The 18,932-nt window shown below is 64.4% G+C and carries 15 protein-coding genes; 8 read left to right on the top strand and 7 right to left on the bottom strand.

Annotated features, from left to right (window positions below):
- The first annotated feature begins 7 nt into the window (after positions 1-7).
- Both U5A57_RS14015 and U5A57_RS14010 read left to right on the top strand, forming a co-directional pair.
- On the top strand, positions 8-673 hold the full coding sequence (locus U5A57_RS14015) for a phosphorylase (RefSeq protein WP_321911793.1): 666 nt from the start codon (positions 8-10) through the stop codon (positions 671-673).
- A 118-nt stretch (positions 674-791) separates the two neighbouring features.
- Entirely contained in the window at positions 792-1,277 is a 486-nt protein-coding gene (locus U5A57_RS14010; protein ID WP_321911710.1) for an acyl-CoA thioesterase, read from the top strand.
- Positions 1,278-1,382: 105 nt separating this feature from the next.
- Here the strand turns inward: U5A57_RS14010 and U5A57_RS14005 are convergent, their stop codons facing one another.
- On the bottom strand, positions 1,383-2,420 hold the full coding sequence (locus U5A57_RS14005) for a VacJ family lipoprotein (protein ID WP_321911709.1): 1,038 nt from the start codon (positions 2,418-2,420) through the stop codon (positions 1,383-1,385).
- The gene (locus U5A57_RS14000; RefSeq protein WP_321911707.1) at positions 2,417-5,044 is read right to left on the bottom strand and encodes an MMPL family transporter; all 2,628 of its coding nucleotides are present in this window, start codon (positions 5,042-5,044) and stop codon (positions 2,417-2,419) included. Before U5A57_RS14000 ends, U5A57_RS14005 begins: the two co-directional genes overlap by 4 nt.
- Positions 5,045-5,291: 247 nt before the next feature.
- Here U5A57_RS14000 and U5A57_RS13995 point away from each other — a divergent pair, with 247 nt between their 5' ends.
- Positions 5,292-5,900: an ABC transporter substrate-binding protein gene (locus tag U5A57_RS13995; protein ID WP_321911706.1), complete on the top strand. Its 609-nt coding sequence runs from the start codon at positions 5,292-5,294 to the stop codon at positions 5,898-5,900.
- A gap of 67 nt (positions 5,901-5,967) precedes the next feature.
- Here U5A57_RS13995 and U5A57_RS13990 read toward each other — a convergent pair whose 3' ends face one another.
- Both U5A57_RS13990 and U5A57_RS13985 read right to left on the bottom strand, forming a co-directional pair.
- Positions 5,968-6,618 (bottom strand): response regulator, encoded by a 651-nt coding sequence (locus tag U5A57_RS13990; RefSeq protein WP_415764425.1) that lies wholly within the window; start codon positions 6,616-6,618, stop codon positions 5,968-5,970.
- 17 nt (positions 6,619-6,635) lie between these two features.
- Positions 6,636-8,117, bottom strand: a complete 1,482-nt coding sequence (locus U5A57_RS13985) for a cache domain-containing protein (RefSeq protein ID WP_321911704.1) — start codon at positions 8,115-8,117, stop codon at positions 6,636-6,638.
- 467 nt (positions 8,118-8,584) lie between these two features.
- Here U5A57_RS13985 and U5A57_RS13980 point away from each other — a divergent pair, with 467 nt between their 5' ends.
- The 3 genes from U5A57_RS13980 (at position 8,585) to U5A57_RS13970 (ending at position 13,083) form a co-directional block, all read left to right on the top strand.
- Positions 8,585-10,672: a carbon starvation CstA family protein gene (locus tag U5A57_RS13980; protein ID WP_321911703.1), complete on the top strand. Its 2,088-nt coding sequence runs from the start codon at positions 8,585-8,587 to the stop codon at positions 10,670-10,672.
- 30 nt (positions 10,673-10,702) lie between these two features.
- A complete protein-coding gene (locus tag U5A57_RS13975) occupies positions 10,703-10,909 on the top strand; it encodes a YbdD/YjiX family protein (protein WP_321911701.1) in 207 nt (68 codons plus the stop codon).
- 209 nt (positions 10,910-11,118) lie between these two features.
- Positions 11,119-13,083 carry an SMP-30/gluconolactonase/LRE family protein gene (locus U5A57_RS13970; RefSeq protein ID WP_321911700.1) on the top strand — a complete coding sequence of 655 codons (1,965 nt, stop codon included), beginning with the start codon at positions 11,119-11,121 and terminating at the stop codon, positions 13,081-13,083.
- Positions 13,084-13,114: 31 nt separating this feature from the next.
- Here the strand turns inward: U5A57_RS13970 and U5A57_RS13965 are convergent, their stop codons facing one another.
- Positions 13,115-14,035 carry a LysR family transcriptional regulator gene (locus tag U5A57_RS13965; protein WP_321911699.1) on the bottom strand — a complete coding sequence of 307 codons (921 nt, stop codon included), beginning with the start codon at positions 14,033-14,035 and terminating at the stop codon, positions 13,115-13,117.
- Positions 14,036-14,185: 150 nt separating this feature from the next.
- Between U5A57_RS13965 and speB the strand changes: the two genes are divergently transcribed.
- On the top strand, positions 14,186-15,139 hold the full coding sequence (gene speB / locus U5A57_RS13960) for an agmatinase (protein ID WP_321911697.1): 954 nt from the start codon (positions 14,186-14,188) through the stop codon (positions 15,137-15,139).
- A gap of 55 nt (positions 15,140-15,194) precedes the next feature.
- Positions 15,195-16,700, top strand: a complete 1,506-nt coding sequence (locus tag U5A57_RS13955) for a purine-cytosine permease family protein (protein WP_321911695.1) — start codon at positions 15,195-15,197, stop codon at positions 16,698-16,700.
- 105 nt (positions 16,701-16,805) lie between these two features.
- On the opposite strand, the gene hpnH is transcribed toward U5A57_RS13955, so the two are convergent.
- Together hpnH and ispH are read right to left on the bottom strand one after the other, a co-directional pair.
- A complete protein-coding gene (gene hpnH, locus U5A57_RS13950) occupies positions 16,806-17,957 on the bottom strand; it encodes an adenosyl-hopene transferase HpnH (RefSeq protein ID WP_321911694.1) in 1,152 nt (383 codons plus the stop codon).
- A gap of 12 nt (positions 17,958-17,969) precedes the next feature.
- Entirely contained in the window at positions 17,970-18,914 is a 945-nt protein-coding gene (ispH, locus tag U5A57_RS13945; protein WP_158760806.1) for a 4-hydroxy-3-methylbut-2-enyl diphosphate reductase, read from the bottom strand.
- Between the last annotated feature and the right edge of the window lie 18 nt (positions 18,915-18,932).

Here is an 18,932-nt window from a genome sequence, read left to right as displayed (position 1 = left end):
GGCGGGCATGGCCTTCGAGGCGGGCATTGCCGCGGGTAAAGGCCAGGACGGCGTGCGCGCCGTCTACGCCGCGCGCGCGGATCTGCTACAGAGCGCGCTCGCGGCGGCGCTCAAGGACGGTGCGGCCGGCATCGTCAGCTTCGGCACGGCGGGCGGTCTTGCGCCCGATCTCGAGCCGGGCACCCTGGTGATCGCGCAAGCGATCGACGGCCCGTTCGGGCGCGTCGCGACCGATCCCGCCTGGAGCGCGCGCATGGCCGACGCGTTGATGGCCTCGCCGCTCGCGGCGAAAACCCGGCGCGGCGTGGAGGCAGCCGTTGCCGCGCCGCTTACCGGCGCGGCGGACAAGGCGGCGCTGTTCGGTGCTTGCGGGGCGCTCGCCGTCGACATGGAGTCGCATCTGGCCGCGGCAGCGGCAGCCGCGCATGGCGTGCCGTTCGCGGTGTGCCGCGCGATTGTCGATCCGGCCTGGCGCAGCTTGCCAAAGGCAGCAATGGCAGGCTTGCGCGACGACGGCACGACCGCAGTGCTCCCTGTCCTGCGCGAGCTGGCGCGCGACCCGTCGCAACTAGGCGGCCTGCTGCGCGTGGCGGCCGATGCAAAAGCGGCACGCCAGTCGCTCAGCGCCGCGCGGCAGGTGCTGACGGCCAGCGGCGCTTTTTTCCCGGAATGACCTTGGCGGGTTATTGAAATACCTAGGGTAAACCCCTATCTCTGGTAACATCTCAGTGTTAACCCTATATTTGTTTCCACGAATTGGGGGCGAATCACATTTCGGGGAGTTACCAGCCATGAATTTTCATACTCGCAAGTGGGTCAAGCCTGAAGACCTGAATCCGAACGGCACGTTGTTCGGCGGCAGTCTGCTGCGCTGGATCGACGAAGAAGCGGCGATCTACGCGATCTGCCAGCTCGACAACCAGCGCGTGGTGACCAAGTTCATGTCTGAGATCAACTTCGTGAGTTCGGCGCGTCAGGGCGACATCATCGAGCTTGGGATAACGGCCACGGAGTTCGGCCGCACGTCGATCACGCTGCGCGCCGAAGTGCGCAACAAGATCACGCGCAAGAGCATTTTGACGATCGAAAAGATGGTGTTCGTGAACCTCGGCGCGGACGGCGTGCCCGCCCCGCACGGCCGCGAACGCATCCGCTACGCCGACGAAGCGTACGAACGCTATCGCGAGACCGTGCAGACGTCGGCGGACGCCACGGCGTTGGCGGCGGCAAACGAGGCCGAGCGCCTGGCCGAGAGCGAAGACGCTTCGGTGCACTGAGCGGTATGCACGGATGAATGAAAAACCCGGCAATCTGAAAAGGTTGCCGGGTTTTTTTTGCGTTTGCATGCTGCCCGCCAGAAGCAGGCCGTCGCTATACCGGGTTCAGGGCGCCGACGCCGGTGTCGCAGGCACCGCCGTCACACCCGAAGCCGGCGCGGCAGCCGAAGCCGCAACCGGCGCCGATGCCGTAGCCGGTGCGGAAGCGGCCGTACCCGCCGTCGCAGCAGCACCCGCACCGGCGACAGCCGCTGTTGCAGCCGTGCTCCCCTCGCCCGGATCGTCGTAATTCGGCAGACCATTATTTGAAGCGCCAGTCGCGCCAGTGGCAGCACCACCCGCACCGCCCGACTCGCCTGGATCCTCATAATTGGGCGCGCCGTTCTCGTTCGGCTTGCCCTCGCCACCTTCGTCGCCCGGCTCGCCGTAATTGGGCAGCGGCGCATTGTTGCCGGCACGTCCGCCGCGAATCAGCGATTCGCGCTGCTGGCGGTACGCGTCGCGCACGAACGAATACGGGTCGAGCGCCGCCTGCTTGAGCAGGTCGGTTGCGCCGAGCAGGTCCGCCCGCGCGCTGATGAACTGCGCGAGATACATCGGATTGCGCACCGCTGGCTCAAAGTAGTTGATGACGTTGAACTTCACGTCCACGGCCATGCCGATACCGTCGCGCACCGAGCTTGGCCCGAACAGCGGCAGCACGAGATACGGGCCGGCCGGCATCCCGTAGTGGCCCATCGTGAGGCCGAAGTCCTGATGATGCTTGGGCAGCCCCGCTGCCGTCGCGAAGTCGATCAGGCCGCCCAGACCGAAGGTCGTGTTCATCGCGATACGCATGAGATCCTCGACGGCGTCGGTGATCTTCAGCTGCAGCACGTTATTTGCGAAGTTGTCGACGTCTCCGATGTTCGAGAAGAAGTTCGTGATCGCCTGGCGCAGCGGCTGCGGCGTCACCTTCTGGTAGCCCTTGGCGACCGGCTGCGCAATGTAGGTGTCGAGTTTGTCGTTAAACGTGAAAATCGCGCGATTCGCGGGCTCGAACGGATCGCCCGGCTTGCGGTCGGGGCCCGTGGCGCAACCCGACGTCACGAGGAGCGCCAGGCCCGCCGCCGCCATGGTGAGCGCGGCTTGTTTCTTCTTCATTGATCGATCCCCTGAATTTCAGCTCTCGCGCGTTTTGCGCGCGGTTTGCCCATCAGCACCGGCTGGAACACCACGGCGCCGATCAGCGTACAGAACAAGGACAGCGCGAGCAGCTTGCCCATGCTCGAGGTGCCCGGATGATGCGATAGCCACAGGCTCCCGAACGCCGTGGCCGTGGTCGCGGCGGAAAAGAGCACCGCGTGCGTGAGGCTCGAATGCAGGAGGCCGGTTTGCCCCGCGCGCCAGGCCATCACGAAATAGATTTTGAACGCGACGCCGACGCCGAGCATCAGGGGAAGCGCGATGATGTTCGCGAAATTTAGCTGAATTCCAAACACGACGCACAGTTCGAGCGTAACGAGCGCCGATACCAGCAGAGGAATGAGCGTGCGCAGCACGTCGCCGAAATTGCGCAGCGTGATCCAGAGGAGCGCCGTGATCAGCAGGACCGACCACCCCGCCGCCTGGAAGAACGCGAGGATGATCACGTTCGCCGAGTGCAGGATCGAGATCGGGCCACCGATCGCGTTCGGTTCCGCCGCCTTCACAGCGTGTGCAAAGCGCGCGAGCATCGCGTCGTCGTTGGAATCGACACCGGGCGGCACGCGCGGCGCCACGTCCACGATTGCCTGGCCAGTCGGCGCCACCCAGTCGCGCACCATCTCGGGCGGCAGATTTTCACGCGTGATTTCCGAGGGTTGCAAGAGGCGCGCGAGCTGCGCAAACGCGAGCTTGAGCGTGAGGCTGAAAGCGGTTTCCGCGCGGTCTCGCGTGGCCGGGCTCGCGCTTGCGAGCTTGTTGAGCGAGTCGGACAGATGCTTCGCCTCGGCCGCGCCCGGCCCGGGATGGTCGCTCGCGGCGAGCGAGAGCTGGTTGGCCGCGCGCTTGAGCGTCTGCACACGCACCTCGTCGGTCACGGGCGTGGACGGCTGCTGCGTGAGCGCAGGCAGAAGCTGCTGCGCGGCGCTCGAGATCAGCATGAGCTTTTGCTGCTGATCGTCGGGAATGAGCGTGCTGAGCGTCGTCGCACGCGCCACTTCCGGCAGCTTCGAGAGCCGCGCGGCGATCTTGTCGGCTTCTTCGAGCGACGGCGCGAGCACGCTCACGTCGTTGATCGAGATGACGGGCGAGTCCTTCAGCGCGAGCAGCGTCGCCATCGACTCGGTATGCGGATCCTTCAAATGCAGCGGATTGAAGTCGAAGCGCAGATGCAGCAGCAAGGGCGTCGCGCCCACGATGACGACGAGCGTGGTGAGCAGCACCGGCTTGCGATGCTCGGCGAGCCATTTGTCGACCGGTGCGAGGAACGCGAAGCCAGGCGAGGCGCGCTCGCCCTTCGGGTTGAACACGCGAATGAGCGCAGGCAGCACCGTCATGTTGCAGATGTACGCCACGAACATGCCCACGCCCGCGATCTGTCCGAGTTCCGAGAGGCCCTTGTACGCGGTTGGGAGGAAGGAAAAGAAACTTTCGGCCACGGCGATCGCCGCGAGCGTGAGCGGCACGCCGATGGTGCGCGCGGTCTTGAGGAGCGCGGCGTCGAGCCGCTCGTCCTGAAAGCGCTCCTCGCGATACTTCACGCCGAACTGCACGCCGAAATCGACGCCTAGCCCCACGAACAGCACCATGAACGCGACCGAGAGCATGTTGAACGAGCCGATCATCATGAGGCCGAGCGCGGCCGTGATGACGAGGCCGATCACGAGCGTGATGAGCGTGGCGCCGATCAGCTTGCCCGAGCGCAGCGCGAGCCACAGGATGGCGAGCACGACGATGATCGTGATCACGCCGTTGAGCGCGGCGCCGTCCTGCACCGAGGCGAATTCGTCGTCGGCGAGCGGCTGTTCGCCCGTGAGGCGCACGCGCGCGCCGAATTCGGTGTCGAGATGAAGCGAGGCGGCGGTCTCGCGGATCGCCTGCGCTGCGTTCGCGCCCGCCTTGAGTGCGGCGAAATTGAGCACCGGCTGCACGGTGATGAATGCGAACGCGGGCTTCGTGGCCGAGTCCTTGTCGACGAGCGCGCGCCACGAGAACGCAGCGGGCTTGCCGGCCAGGACGTCGTCGACGACATTGGCGGCGCTGCCCAGCAGGCTTGCCATTTGCGGCAATTTGATCTGGCCGATCGTGAGCGGCAACTGCAGCGTGGTCGTGAGCGTGCCGGCCAGACCCGCGAGGCTTGGGTCCTTCGCGAGCTGGTTCACGAGCGGGCGCGCCTGCACGAGCTGGCCCGTGGTCGAGAGCACGGTGGCGGTGGACGGAAAAAGCAGGCCGTTGTGCTGGAAGAACGGGCCGCCCGCGGGCTGCGAGACGGCGCTGAATTCGCGCGAGTCGGCTTTGAGCGCCTGCGCGAGCTTGTCGGCGGCGGCGTCGGCGAGCTCGGGCGCGTCGGCCTCGACAACCACGAGCAGCGAGCTTGCACGCTGCGGGAACGCCTTGTCCTTGGCTTCGCTCAACGCGGCCCATTCGGCCGTGTTCTCGACGAGACCGCTGACGTCGGTGTTGATCTTGAAATGCCTTGCGACGTACACGCCGCTCAGCACGGCGAGCACGATCGCAAGTGCGATCACCCACGCCGCGCGGCGCACCGACCAGGCGACGAGGCTAATGATGAATGGCTTCAGCATACAGGCGAGGGGGCCCTGTCAATGGGGTTCTTTGACGCGAAACGCACAAGTATACCGGCCCCGCCCGTCCTGGCGCGGCTCATGCACGCCGAGCGTGAGGCGGCGCCCCGGCAGCGTGTGCGCCAAAGCCGTTATACTGGCTCAGCCGGCCGCGCGACAGTTGCGTGAATGCGCGCAAAGCGCACGCACCGAACCGCACTGAATCGCACTGTACCGGCGCCTGAATTTCACTGTTCCAGAAGAGCGTATGAAACGTTACCTGACCGCATTTATCGTCGCCGCCTGTTTCACGGGCGTTTCGGGCGCCGCGTTCGCGCAGACCTCGCCGGACGCCACCGTCAAGGCTGCCGTGGAAGGCACCGTGAAGGCGATGCAGGCCGACCCGCAGGCACGCGGCGGCGACATGAACAAGATCACCCAGGTGGTCGAGACCCATTTCGTTCCCGCCACCGACTTCAAACGCACCACGCGTATCGCCGTTGGCAAACCCTGGGCGACGGCCACGCCCGAACAGCAGCAGAAGCTGTATGAGCAATTTCAACTCCTGCTCGTGAAAACGTACGCTTCGTCGCTCTCGCAACTTCGCGATACGCAGGTGAACTTCAAGTTCGCGCCGTCGAACACGGGTGCGGGCGCAAAGGACACCGTGGTGCAGTCGCATGTGATCAGCAACGGCGGCGACGACGCCATCGACTACCGCCTCACGCAAACACCGAGCGGCTGGAAGATTTACGACATCAACATGATGGGCGCGTGGTTGATCCAGGTCTACCAGACGCAGTTTGCCGACCAGATCGCCAAGGGCGGCATCGACGGCCTTATCAAGTTCCTCGTCGACCACAACGCGCGCAGCTGATCGCCAATCTGTGGTTGCACACGCATTGTGCCTCTGAGGGCGCTTCGGTTGATCCGAAGCGCCCTTTTCACTTCCTGCGGTGCTCCACCGCGAACTTGATCAACTCCGCCTGGCCTTCGATCTCCAGCTTGCGCTTGAGATTGAGCCGGTGGGTTTCCACTGTGCGCACCGAGAGCCCCTCGCGCTGCGCGATCTGCTTGCTCGATAGCCCTTGTGCCAGTGCGTCGAGAATGTCCCGCTCGCGCGGCGTGAGCCGCTCCACCGGCGTGCTGCGCGCCGACGCCTGGATCATGCGTGCACTCAACCCCGCGCTGAAATACGTGCGGCCGGCCAGCACCGCCTCGATCGCCCGGATGATCTCGGTGGCCGGCGAATCCTTTAGCACGTAACCGCTCGCGCCCGCGCGCACCGCCTCGGTCACGTATTCGACGTTGTCGTGCATCGAAAGCATGAGCACGCGGATGGCCGGAAAGCGCTCGTGGAAGAGGCCCGCAAGCGCGATGCCGTTCACGCCGGCCATGCCCACGTCCATCAGCACGAGATCGGGTTCGAGCGACGCGGCGAGCGCGATGGCCTCGTCGGCGTTGCCGGCCTCGCCTGCCACCTCGAAACCCGGCACGGCTTCGAGCCGTGCGCGCAGGCCGTCGCGCACGAGCGGATGGTCGTCCACGAGGATGAGGCGCGCGGGCCTCGCGTCGGGGCTCTTTGATTCGTTCACGTTTGCATTCGTCATCGTCATGTCGGCGTTCTGGATACGGCGGCGGCTTTCGGCGCGGCATTAGGCGCAACAGGCACCCATGCGGTGACGAGCGTATGGCCAGGCTGCGAGGTGATGTCGAGGCGGCCGCCCAGCGACTCCAGCCGCTCGCGCATGTTGCGCAGGCCCAGGCCCGCGCGCGGGTCGGCCAGTGCGTGCGCCACGTCGAAGCCGCGGCCATTGTCGGCGATGCCGAGCGTCACGCCGTTCGCCGCGACTTCGAGCGTGAGCGCGGCGCGCGCCGCCTGCGCGTGCCGCACGATGTTGGTGAGCGCTTCCTGCGCAATGCGAAAGAGCACCGTGTTGACGGCGTCGGGCAGCGCGCTCGCTTGCGCCTTTTTGCTCGCAGGCTTCGGCGCGGCTTGCGTGAAGGCGATCTCGATACCCGTTTGCTCGGCCATTTCGCGCGTGAGTTGCTCGAGCGCCGCGGCGAGGCCCAGGTCGTCGAGCATCGAGGGGCGCAGTGCGTGCGAGATGCTGCGCACTTCGCGCAGCGTGTCCGAAAGCCGCGAGAGACCGGTGGCGAGCGACGCTTCGGCGGCGGGCACCCGCGTTTCGCCGCGCTCGAAGCGCGCGAGCGCCGACTCGAGCAGCAGCTTCACCGAAACGAGCATCTGGCTAATGCCGTCGTGCAATTCGCGCGAGAGCCGCGCGCGCTCCTGCTCCTGGGACTCGACCACCTGCTGCGCGAGGCGCTTGAGCTTGGCGTCGGTGCTGCGGTGCTCGCTCACATTGAGCACAAGCGCGCCGAGCGCGATCACGAGCACGCCCGCGAGCGCGATCACGCCGAGCCACTGAATGGTGTGCCTGATATTCGCGGAGGCGCGCTCGTCGATGTGCGCGAGCGTCGAATCGACGTCGTCGAGATAGATGCCGGTGCCGATCATCCAGCCCCAGCGCGGCAGCGGCACCACGTAACCGAGCTTCGGCGCAAGCTTGCCGGTGGACGGCCGGTGCCACATGTAGCGCACGTAGCCGCCGCCGCGCTGGGCCGCGGCAATCAGCTGCTGGATCGTGAGCGCGCCTTGCGGGTCGCGCAGGTTCCAGAGATCCTGGCCGACGAGCGCGGGCTCGCGCGGATGCATGAGCGAGCGGCCGTGCATGTCGTACACGAAGAAGTAGCCGTCGGGGCCGAAGTCCATCTTTTGCAGCACGGCTAGCGCGGCTAGCTGGCGATCGGCTTCGTCGGCGGGCGCGGGCAACGCGGTGCTGGCGTTCTCCTCGGGCGCGTAGAGCGGCGCGATGGCGCTCGTGGCCAGCTCCACGTAGTGGCGCAGCTCGATCTCCTTGCTCGACAGATAGGCGCTTTGCATGGTCGCGTGCTGCGTTTGCGCGAGCTGCGTGGCCTGCTGGCGCACGCCGATCCCAATGCCGGCAATGGCAGCGAGGAACGGCACGACCGCAAGCAGGAAGATTTTCGTCTTCAGGCGGCGGTCGGCGAAGAAAAATGGGGCGGGCATGACGGTGTTCGGGGGCTGAGTCTGCAAGCATAACCGGGCGCGCGCGGCGGGGCCGGCAATCCACGCGGTGTTTAAAAGCGCGGGTCTTCAAATGATGGAGATTGTTGAGCGGCGATGATAGCGATTCTTCCGCCGTTTCCCGGGAACCGGTCATGATCCATCCGATGCCGGTCGATACCCGGCTTGGCTGCGCTGTGCTTTCGTCGATCGTTGAGCGCGCAACGAATCGTTGCTCTGCCTACGTAGTTCTACGTAGCGCGCTTACGTAGTTGTCCGGTTGTGGCTGTCGGTCTGAAAGCGAATACTAGCGCCCACAGCATGGCGCAATGCGTCATGCATGCGCTGGCACTCACCGGCGCGCCTGGGCCCGGTCCTGACGCTGGGCAAAAAGCCAAAACCATAAATGCTTTGCATGAGACCAGAGTCAGCGCTTAGGCGCTAACACTGGTCGACACAGGAGACACCGCATGAGTCGGACATCCAGTTTTGTCGTCTGGACGCTGGTCGCGCTGCTTGGCGCCTTCGCGTTCGGCACCATCGCGCTCGCGCACGGCGAGCGAATCAGCGCACTGTGGATCGTGATCTGCGCCGTGTGCGTCTACCTGATCGCGTATCGCTTCTACAGCCGTTTCATCGCAAGCACCGTCCTGCAACTGGACGGACTGCGCATGACGCCGGCCGTGCGTCACAACGACGGGCTCGACTTCGTGCCCACCAACAAGTACGTGCTGTTCGGTCATCACTTCGCGGCGATCGCGGGCGCGGGTCCGCTCGTGGGCCCGGTACTCGCCGCGCAGATGGGCTACATGCCCGGCATGCTGTGGATTCTCGCGGGCGTGGTGTTCGCGGGCGCCGTGCAGGACTTCGTGGTGCTGTTCCTCTCCACGCGCCGCGATGGCCGCTCGCTCGGCGACCTCGTGAAGATGGAACTGGGCCCCGTGCCTGGCGTGATCGCCCTCTTCGGCACCTTCCTCATCATGATCATCATTCTCGCGGTGCTCGCGCTGATCGTGGTGAAGGCGCTCACGAACTCGCCGTGGGGCACGTTCACCGTGGCCGCGACGATTCCCATCGCGATCTTCATGGGCCTCTATGTTCGCTACATCCGCCCGGGCAAGATCGGCGAGATCTCGATCATTGGTTTCGTGCTGCTGATGGCGTCCATCGCCTTCGGCCAGCACGTGCACGATTCGCCCACGCTCGCCGCCTGGTTCACGTTCACGGGCACGCAGCTCACGTGGATTCTGATCGGCTATGGCTTTGTCGCTTCGGTGCTGCCAGTGTGGCTGCTGCTCGCGCCGCGCGACTATCTCTCGACGTTCCTGAAAATCGGCACGATCCTCGCGCTCGCGATCGGCATTCTGATCGTCGCGCCGGAACTGAAGATGCCGGCCTTCACGAAGTTCATCGACGGCACGGGTCCGGTCTGGTCGGGCAACCTGTTCCCGTTCCTCTTCATCACGATCGCGTGCGGCTCGGTGTCGGGCTTCCATGCGCTGATCTCGTCGGGCACGACGCCCAAGCTGCTCGATAACGAAACCAACGCGCGCTTCATCGGTTACGGCGCGATGCTGATGGAGTCGTTCGTCGCGATCATGGCGCTCGTGGCTGCTTCGGTGATCGAACCGGGCGTGTACTTCGCGATGAACGCTCCGCTCGCCGTGCTCGGCACGACGCCGGACGCCGTGGCGCACACCGTCGGCCAGTGGGGCTTCATGCTCACGCCGGAGATGCTCACGCACACCGCGCAGGCCGTAGGCGAGACGACCATCGTCGCGCGTGCGGGCGGCGCGCCCACGCTGGCCGTGGGCATGGCGCAGATCCTGCACCAGGTGATCGGCGGCGAAGCGATGATGGCGTTCTGGTATCACTTCGCCATCCTGTTCGAAGCGCTCTTCATCCTGACCGCCGTCGACGCGGGCACGCGCGCGGGCCGCTTCATGCTGCAAGACCTGCTCGGCACGTTCCACCCCTCGCTCAAGCGCACGGAGTCGCTGCCGGCCAACCTGATCGCCACGGGCTTGTGCGTGGCTGCGTGGGGCTACTTCCTGTATCAAGGCGTGGTCGATCCGCTTGGCGGCATCAACACGCTGTGGCCGCTCTTTGGCATCTCGAACCAGATGCTCGCCGGAATCGCGCTGATGCTCGGCACCGTCGTGCTCTTCAAGATGAAGCGCGAGAAGTTCGCATGGGTGACCGCCGTGCCGACGCTCTGGCTGCTCATCTGCACGCTCACGGCTGGCTGGCAAAAGATTTTCGACAGCAACCCGAAGGTGAGCTTCGTTGCGCACGCGCAGAAGCTTTCGGCGGCGATCGCAGAAGGCAAGATCGTCGCGCCCGCGAAGTCGCTCGAGCAGATGCAACGCATGGTGTTCAACGACTATGTGGATGCCGCGCTTTCGGGCCTGTTCATCTTCGTGGTGGTGAGCATTGTCGTGTACGGGCTGATCGCGATTGCGCGTGCACGCCGCATGGACCGCCCGACCGTGCAGGAAACGCCTTACCAGGCGATGCCGGCTGGCGGCGCTGCGGTCGCGGCGAATCGCGTGCACTGATCGGCGTTACGCCACTGAACGGAGCACACCATGTTCTCGGGACTTCGCGACAACGTACAAACGGCTGGGCGCTATCTCGGCCAGGCCATGCGTTTGATGGTCGGATTGCCCGACTATGAGGGCTACGTCGCGCATATGCGCGCGACGCATCCCGACCGCCCGGTGATGACCTACGAAGAGTTCTTCCGCGAGCGGCAAAACGCGCGGTATGGCTCGGGCGCCGGGAAGTGCTGCTAACGCGCGACTGAGCGGATACGTTCAAAGCAAGGCGCGACGGCGAAGGCCGCCGCGCCTTTTTTTACGCCTGTAATCTGCCCGGATCGGGGCGCAATCAAAAAGCGCTCAATTCTCGCCGCGCGGCTGCCGTTAACTTTTACGAAGCCCGTGGTGACGACATCGCACTCTCAACACCTGCACCGTAAGGTCTACGAATCAAAGAATCTTTCATGATCTTTCATCGAATCGGCGCAGCATGGCTCACGGCCGCCCTCACCGCAACGGTTGCGCCCGTTTGCGAAGCGCAATACACCACCGACTGGATTGCGAACACCTACGGCGCCAACGCGACGCACGTGGGCAACGTGGCACGCTCGATGTGGGTCGCGCCCGAAGGCGTGATCTATACGTCGTCGATGTGGGATGAAAACGAAGGCGGCGTGGCGATCTACCAGAACGGCCAGAGCCTCGGCTCGATCGGCGGCCACGGCGACTTCCAGGGCGGCGCGATTACTGGCAACACGACCTCGCTGTTCGTCGCGATGCAGTACAACACCACGTATGGCAGCGGCAACGTCGGGCGATACAACCGCGCGAGCGGCGCGCGCGACCTGCTGATCGCCGTGAGCGCCGATACGACCGAAAAGCTTGCCGATGTCATCACCGGACTCGCGACCTCCGGCTCGCTGCTCTATGCAAGCGATTTTCCCGGCAACCGCGTGCGCGTGTACACCACGGATGGCGTCTGGCAACGCGACATCGGCGTGGCGGGTCCTGGCGCGCTGGCGCTCGACGCGAGCGGCAATCTGTGGGTCGCGCAAAAAAGCGCGGGCGCCGTGCTCGAATTCAGTGCCGGCGGCCAGCTCCTGAACACGATCCAGTTGGCATCCACGGCGCGGCCATCGTCGCTGTACTTCGATTCGCAGACCTCACAGTTGATGATCGGCGACTCGGGTCCCGACATGAACATCAAGAACTTCAGCGTAACAGGCGCGCCTTCCCAAACGGGCACGTTCGGCATTCGGGGCGGCTACCTCGACACGACCACGGGCATCAAGGGGCAGGTAGGCGACAAGCGCTTTACGCGCGTGGTCGGTCTCGGCAAGGATTCCGCGGGCACGCTTTACGTGCTGAACAATCCATGGGGCGGCTCGTGGGACCTGGGCCGCAACGGCGGCACGGATCTGCAGGCTTACGATGGCACCGGCACGCTGCGCTGGAAGCTCCAGTCGCTCAACTTCGAAGGCAATGCGGCACCGGACCCGGGAACCGACGGCGCGACGTTCTACGGTGGCATGAACATCTATTCGGGCACGGCTGGCGGCACTTTCGTCGCCAACACGATCGACCCGTTCACCTATCCCTCCGACCCGCGCATCAATCTCGCAGACGCCGCGCGCGGCGAGCATTTCGCGCAAGTGGCGAGTGTGGGTGGGCAGCGCATTCTCGTGGCCGCCGGTCAGAATCCCGATACGTTCTATTTCCTCCACTTCAACGCGGCAAGCGGCTATATCGCCATTCCCGATTACACGCTGCCGGGGGCGGCGTTCAATACGGCGGCCCCGGTGCGAAACGGCTTTTGCCTCGACAGCAAAGGCGACCTCTGGGTGGGCCTCGACAAGACCAACGTCATTTCCCATTACCCGCTAACCGGCTTCGACTCGACCGGCAAGCCGCTCTGGGGCGCCGCGCTCACTACGCCCATTCCCGCCACGATCTCGCGGCTCACGCGCATTGTCTACCTGCCCGAAAGCGACACGATGATACTCACGGGAGAAGACGCCGGCATTACCGACTGGACTGCGATCGGCACGCGAGTGGAGGTGTATCACGGCTGGCTGGCGGGCAACACGAGCGCGCCGAATCCGGTGATTACGCTCACGAGCGCGAATCCCAAGTCGATTACAGCCGCCGGCAACTATCTGTTCGTGGGTTACGTGCACACCGTGCCCAACATTGATGCCTTCAACCTCACCACCGGCGCGATCGACACGACGCTCATCAATAGCAATCCGAATGCGGTGTACGTGGGCAACGATGTGGATTCGATGTATGGCCTGCGTGCCTATCTGCGCTCGACTGGCGAGTACGTCGTGACGAAGGACAACTACAACGCCGCGAGCGTCGTGGTGTATCGATGGACGCCTGCGGCGTCGAGCGCGACAGCGGCGGCGACAACGGTATCGCCTTTCTAGCCCGAAGTGGCGCATGAAGGGCGCGCTCGTTTCATTGCGCGTCGTCTTCGGCCTCGTGCAAGTGCGCGTGCTTCAGGTCCTCCAGAAACGCCCGCACGATCGGGCTATGCCGATTGCGCTTTTGCGTGACCACATGAAACGTGACCTCGTAGCTCAGCTGCTTTGGATTGAGCGCGACGAGCAGGCCACGCCGCACATGCGGCGCCGCGAACTGCTCGGGCAGGTAACCGAGATGGTGTCCGGAGAGAATCAGCAGGGCAACGGCCTCCATGTTGTCGGCCTGCGCGGTGACCTTGCTTTGTGTCGTCGAGTGCTGGGCCTCGGGTGTGGGATACGTGCGCCATACCCATTCGAATTCCGCGGCCTCTAGCGGATCGAGTTGCCCCGCGCGTTCGAACAGCGCATGCCCGCGTCCGCAATACGCGATCTGCCGCTCGATGAAAAGCGGCGTGTATTCGAGCGTCGGTACGCGGTGCCAGAAATAGCCGACCGCAATTTGCGTCGCGCCGTTGAGCAGTTGTTCCTCCAGCTCGCCCGGCGACTTCACCGAAATCGAGAAACGCACCGCTTCGTCGCGTTGCCGGAACGAAGCGATCGCCTCGCTGATGCGCGCGTTCTGACTGGTCGGCGTATGGCCGATCAAGCCGATGCTCAAGGTCCCCACGAGCTTGCGGTCCAGGTGCCGCGCCTTGAGCGTGAACTCTTCGGCGGCGGCGAGCAGCGTGGTCGCCAGTTCGTAAAGGCGCGCCCCTTTTTCCGTCAGCCTGAAACCGCTGCGCCCGCGCTCGCAGAGCCGGTAGCCGAGCCGCGTTTCGAGCGTCGAGAGCTGCGCGCTGATGGTGGGCTGGCTCACGTTCAGCGTGGTCTGCGCAATGCTCACGCCGCCGGCATCCGTCACGGCAACGAAGACGCGCAGCAGGCGCAGGTCGAGATCGGTCAGGCTGCCGAGCATGGATTCTCCAGGGGAAAACTTCGATACATAGACTGAAGTCTATGTGAACAACGACGAGATCGTTATTCATCTTTCATGGACGCGCGCTTACAACTGCGGCTATGGCCGTTTCGAATGATACGGCACGGTAAATGAAAGTGGAGCGCCATAATGTCTGATCAATACTTCCAGCCGCTCAGCGGCAATGCCATGCCCCGCTGCGGCGGGATCGCGACGATGATGCGCTTGCCGCAGGTCGAGAACGCATCGGGCCTCGACGCCTGCTTCGTGGGCGTGCCGTTCGACCTCGGCACCTCGAACCGCACTGGCGCGCGCTTTGGCCCGCGTCAGGTTCGCTCGGAGTCCGTGCTGCTGCGCCCGTACAACATGGCGACGCGCGCGGCGCCGTTCGATTCGCTGCGCGTGGCCGACATCGGCGACGTCGCGACGAATCCCTACAATCTCGCCGACTCGATCACACGCATCGAAGCCGCCTACGACGCGATCCTCGAACACGATTGCCGCCCGATCTCGCTCGGCGGCGATCACACGATCACGCTGCCGATCCTGCGCGCGATTCATCGCAAGCATGGTCGCGTGGGCCTCATCCATGTGGACGCGCACGCCGACGTCAACGACACGATGTTCGGCGAAAAGATCGCGCACGGCACGCCGTTTCGTCGCGCCGTGGAGGAAGGGCTGCTCGACTGCGATCGCGTCGTGCAGATCGGCTTGCGCGGGACCGGCTACGAGGCCGAGGACTTCGACTGGTGCCGCCAGCAAGGCTTCAAGGTCGTGCAGGCCGAGGAATGCTGGAACCGTTCGCTGGCGCCGCTGATGGAAGAAGTGCGCGAGCGCGTGCAGGGCGGTCCGGTCTACCTGAGCTTCGACATCGACGGCATCGATCCCGCCTATGCGCCGGGCACCGGCACGCCGGAGATCGCCGGGCTGACCGTGCCGCAGGCGCTCGAGATCATCCGCGGTTCGTGGGGGCTCGATATCGTCGGCGCGGATCTCGTGGAAGTGGCGCCGCCGTACGACCCGTTCGGCACCACGGCGCTGCTCGGGGCCAATCTCGCCTTCGAAATGCTTTGCGTGCTGCCGGGCGTGAAGCGCCGCGACTGAGCGCTCGCGCCCCTGCGCCGCCTGAACACACTACGAATATCTGGAGACAAGCAGCATGAATGTTCACGAAAACGCCGGCCTCGCGGCCGAGACGGCCGGGCTCGAAATCGAGAGCCGGTCGATCGACTACATTCCCGAGCGCGAGCGTCACGCGAAACTGAGCAGCCAGGGGCCGTTCTGGTTTCTCGGTAACTTCCACTTCTTCACGATCTCGATCGGCTTCGTCGGCCCGAGCATGGGCCTTTCGGCCGGCTGGACCACGCTCGGCGGCGCACTCGGCATCATGTTCGGCACCATCTTCATGGCGTTCCACGGCTCGCAAGGCCCGGAGATGGGCCTGCCGCAAATGATCCAGTCGCGCGCGCAGTTCGGCTATCGCGGCGTGGCGCTCGCGCTGCTGGCCACGCTCTTCGTGTTCGTGGGCTTCAACGTCGTGAACATCTCGCTGATCATGGACGGCCTGAAGAACGTGTTCGGCGTGAACCCTGCCGTGGTGGCGATCGTGGCGTCGCTCGCGGGCGGCGTGCTCGCGATCTACGGCCACGACCTCATGCACAAGGCGTTCAAGTGGGCGCTGATCGTGACGCTGCCGCTCTATGCGTTAGTGACGATCGCGCTTGCGTTCGGCGCGGGCAAGGGCGCCGCTGTCGTTCCCGCCGTGACCGCTGCCGCGCATCCTGGCTTCAGCTGGGTCGCATTCCTCACGCAGTTCGCGATTGGCGCGAGCTACAACATCTCGTACGCGCCGTATGTCTCCGACTATTCGCGCTATCTGCCGAAGCACACGAGCCGTGCGAAGCTGATCTCCGCGATTTTCCTCGGCGCCTCGCTCTCGGGTGCCTGGATGATTGGTCTCGGCGCATGGCTCGCGCAGCAGCTGAAGGCCTCGGATGCACTCGTCGCGCTGAATCAGGTGGGCTCGTCGCTGTTTCCGGGCTGCGGAAGCCTGCTTGTCATCGTATCCGTGGCGGGCTTCTTGCCGATCATCGCGCTCAATACGTACAGCGCGATGCTCACGCTGCTCACGGGCGTCGACTCGTTCCGCAAGATCAAGCCCACGCGCCGCGCCCGCATTGGCGCGGTGATGACGATCAGCGCGATCCTGTTGGTCTGCACGCTTTCGATCAAGGGTAACGGCGTCGCGCTGCTCAACACGTTCCTCGTGCTGATGCTGTACTTCCTCGTGCCGTGGACCGCCGTGAATCTCGTCGATTACTTCTTCGTTCGTAAAGGGCGTTACGCGATCTCGCACTTCTTCACGCCGCAGGGCATCTACGGCGCGTGGCAGGCGCGTGGGATTGCTGCGTATCTGATCGGCTTCGCGGCAATGGTTCCGTTCTTCGCCATCGTCGATAACGAATCGGGCAAGGAGATCTTCGTGGGTTACTTCGCTCACCTGATGGACGGCATCGACCTTGCATGGCTCGTCGGGCTGATCGTGGCGGGCGCGAGCTACTATGTGCTGAGTCGCTCGCTCGATCTGCGTGCGGAAGAGAAGGTGATTCGCACCATCAAGGAAAGCGACATCGTTGCGATGGCGCGGCAGTCGGCAGGGCATTGAAAGGGCACGCGGCGCGCAGATGTGCGCCGCAAAAAGACAAAGGGCGCAACGGTCATAACCGTTGCGCCCTTTTCGCTTTCGCGCCTTGCGGCGCGAAAAGGCGTATTAGCTCGCCGCGACCGTAACCGGCTTCTTCGTCTTGGCCGCGTTCTTGATCTCGTCGAGCTTGATCTCGACGTGGCGGGAGAACACGTACTCAGCCGGACGCTGACCATCCAGCGAAATATCCTTCGCGAACGCGCCTTGCGTGCGCGGACCCGTAAGGGCGACGCGCGCGGCCTTGAGCGGATGCGCCACCGTGTCCATCACGGCGGTCGCTTCGAAGCCGCAGTGGACCATGCAGTCCGCGCACTTCTCGTACTTGCCCGTGCCGTACTTGTCCCAGTCGGTGGTTTCCATCAGTTCCTTGAAGGTCTTCACATAACCTTCGCCGACCAGATAGCAGGGCTTTTGCCAGCCGAACACCGTGCGCGCCGGGTTGCCCCACGGCGTGCACTGGTACGTCTGGTTGCCCGCCAGGAAGTCGAGGAACAGGCTCGACTGGCTGAACGACCACTTCTTGCCGTTGTTGCCGCGCTTGAAGATCTCGCGGAACAGGTTCTTGGTCTTCTCGCGGTTCAGGAAGTGCTGCTGATCCGGCGCGCGCTCATAGGCATAGCCCGGCGAAACCGTGATACCGTCCACGCCGATCTCGCCGACCGTGTCGAAGAACTTCGCCACGCGCTCGGGCACGGCGTCGTTGAACAGCGTGCAGTTGATGTTCACGCGGAAGCCGCGGCGCTTCGCTTCCTTGATGGCCGCGACGGCCTTGTCGTAGACGCCTTCCTGCGAGACCGAGTGGTCGTGCGCTTCGCGGTCGCCGTCAAGGTGCACCGACCAGACGAAGTACGGGTTCGGCTGGTAGTCGTCCATCTTCTTTTCCATGAGCAGCGCATTCGTGCAGAGATACACGAACTTCTTGCGCGCCATGATGCCCTTCACGATCTGCGGCATTTCCTTGTGCAGCAGCGGCTCGCCGCCTGCGATGGAAACGACTGGCGCGCCGCACTCATCGACGGCTTCCAGGCATTCCTCCAGCGACAGGCGCTGGTTCAGGATGGGATCCGGATAGTCGATCTTGCCGCAGCCATTGCAGGCGAGATTGCAGCGGAACAGCGGCTCGAGCATGAGCGCGAGCGGATAGCGCTTGTTGCCGCTGAAATGCTGGCGAAAGATGTACGAGCCAACGCGGACTTTTTGTAGCAGCGGAATAGACAAAGCGTGTCCTCCTTAAACTTCGCGCGCGACGAGCGGTTGCAAGAGCTTCGACGGCAGCTTGAATTCGACTTTTTCTTCACGGCCCGCCATCGTCGACACCTCGACAGGCCCCAACGCGCGAAGCGCGTCAATCACGTTCTCAACCATTTCTTCAGGCGCCGATGCGCCGGCCGTGATGCCGACCGTTTGCACATTGGCGAACCACTCGGACTTCACTTCCGAGCCGTCGGCCACGAGATAGCTCGGCACACCCGTTTCGCTGCCGATTTCGCGCAGACGATTCGAGTTCGAGCTGTTCGTTGCGCCCACGACGAGCAGCACGTCCACCTGATCAGACAGTTCGCGCACCGCAGCCTGGCGGTTCTGCGTCGCGTAGCAGATGTCGCGCGTGTCCGGGCCGACAATGTCGGAGAACCGCGCGAGCAACGCGTCGATGATGCCGCGCGTGTCGTCCACCGAAAGGGTGGTTTGCGTCACGTACGCGAGCGGTGCATCGAGCGGCAGATCGAGCTTCGAAACATCGGCTTCGCTCTGCACGAGCAGCACGGTGCCGGGAATCTGGCCGATCGTGCCTTCCACTTCGGGGTGACCGGCGTGGCCGATCAGGATCAGCGTGCGGCCCGCCGCAACGTACTGGCGGCCCTGCACATGAACCTTCGTGACGAGCGGGCAAGTGGCGTCGAGCACGTCGAGGTCGCGTTCCTCGGCGGCACGTTCCACCGTCTTCGCCACGCCGTGAGCACTGAAGATCGCCACGGCGCCTTCCGGCACTTCGTCGAGCTCTTCCACGAAACGCGCGCCCTTGTTGCGCAGGTTTTCGACCACGTGACGGTTGTGGACGATTTCATGGCGCACGTAGACCGGCGCGCCGTGTTTCTGCAGTGCGCGATCGACGATTTCGATGGCGCGGACAACCCCCGCGCAAAAGCCGCGGGGTTGGGCAAGGATCACTCGCATAAGGTGGCGAACTCCGAC

The organism is Paraburkholderia sp. J11-2 (assembly GCF_905220185.1).
Classification (GTDB): domain Bacteria; phylum Pseudomonadota; class Gammaproteobacteria; order Burkholderiales; family Burkholderiaceae; genus Paraburkholderia.
The sequence above is the reverse complement of the archived record's forward strand: the minus strand, read 5'-3'. Positions and strand labels throughout refer to the sequence as shown.

What these genes read in the sequence shown, in the direction of transcription:
- U5A57_RS14015 (WP_321911793.1), top strand. Translation starts at nt 8, where the DNA reads ATGGCCTTCGAGGCGGGCATTGCCGCGGGTAAAGGCCAGGACGGCGTG.
- U5A57_RS13980 (WP_321911703.1), top strand. Translation starts at nt 8,585, where the DNA reads ATGAGTCGGACATCCAGTTTTGTCGTCTGGACGCTGGTCGCGCTGCTT.
- ispH (WP_158760806.1), bottom strand. Translation starts at nt 18,914, where the DNA reads ATGCGAGTGATCCTTGCCCAACCCCGCGGCTTTTGCGCGGGGGTTGTC.
- U5A57_RS14000 (WP_321911707.1), bottom strand. Translation starts at nt 5,044, where the DNA reads ATGCTGAAGCCATTCATCATTAGCCTCGTCGCCTGGTCGGTGCGCCGC.
- U5A57_RS13955 (WP_321911695.1), top strand. Translation starts at nt 15,195, where the DNA reads ATGAATGTTCACGAAAACGCCGGCCTCGCGGCCGAGACGGCCGGGCTC.
- U5A57_RS13995 (WP_321911706.1), top strand. Translation starts at nt 5,292, where the DNA reads ATGAAACGTTACCTGACCGCATTTATCGTCGCCGCCTGTTTCACGGGC.
- U5A57_RS13970 (WP_321911700.1), top strand. Translation starts at nt 11,119, where the DNA reads ATGATCTTTCATCGAATCGGCGCAGCATGGCTCACGGCCGCCCTCACC.
- U5A57_RS14010 (WP_321911710.1), top strand. Translation starts at nt 792, where the DNA reads ATGAATTTTCATACTCGCAAGTGGGTCAAGCCTGAAGACCTGAATCCG.
- U5A57_RS13965 (WP_321911699.1), bottom strand. Translation starts at nt 14,035, where the DNA reads ATGCTCGGCAGCCTGACCGATCTCGACCTGCGCCTGCTGCGCGTCTTC.
- speB (WP_321911697.1), top strand. Translation starts at nt 14,186, where the DNA reads ATGTCTGATCAATACTTCCAGCCGCTCAGCGGCAATGCCATGCCCCGC.
- U5A57_RS13985 (WP_321911704.1), bottom strand. Translation starts at nt 8,117, where the DNA reads ATGCCCGCCCCATTTTTCTTCGCCGACCGCCGCCTGAAGACGAAAATC.
- U5A57_RS13975 (WP_321911701.1), top strand. Translation starts at nt 10,703, where the DNA reads ATGTTCTCGGGACTTCGCGACAACGTACAAACGGCTGGGCGCTATCTC.
- U5A57_RS14005 (WP_321911709.1), bottom strand. Translation starts at nt 2,420, where the DNA reads ATGAAGAAGAAACAAGCCGCGCTCACCATGGCGGCGGCGGGCCTGGCG.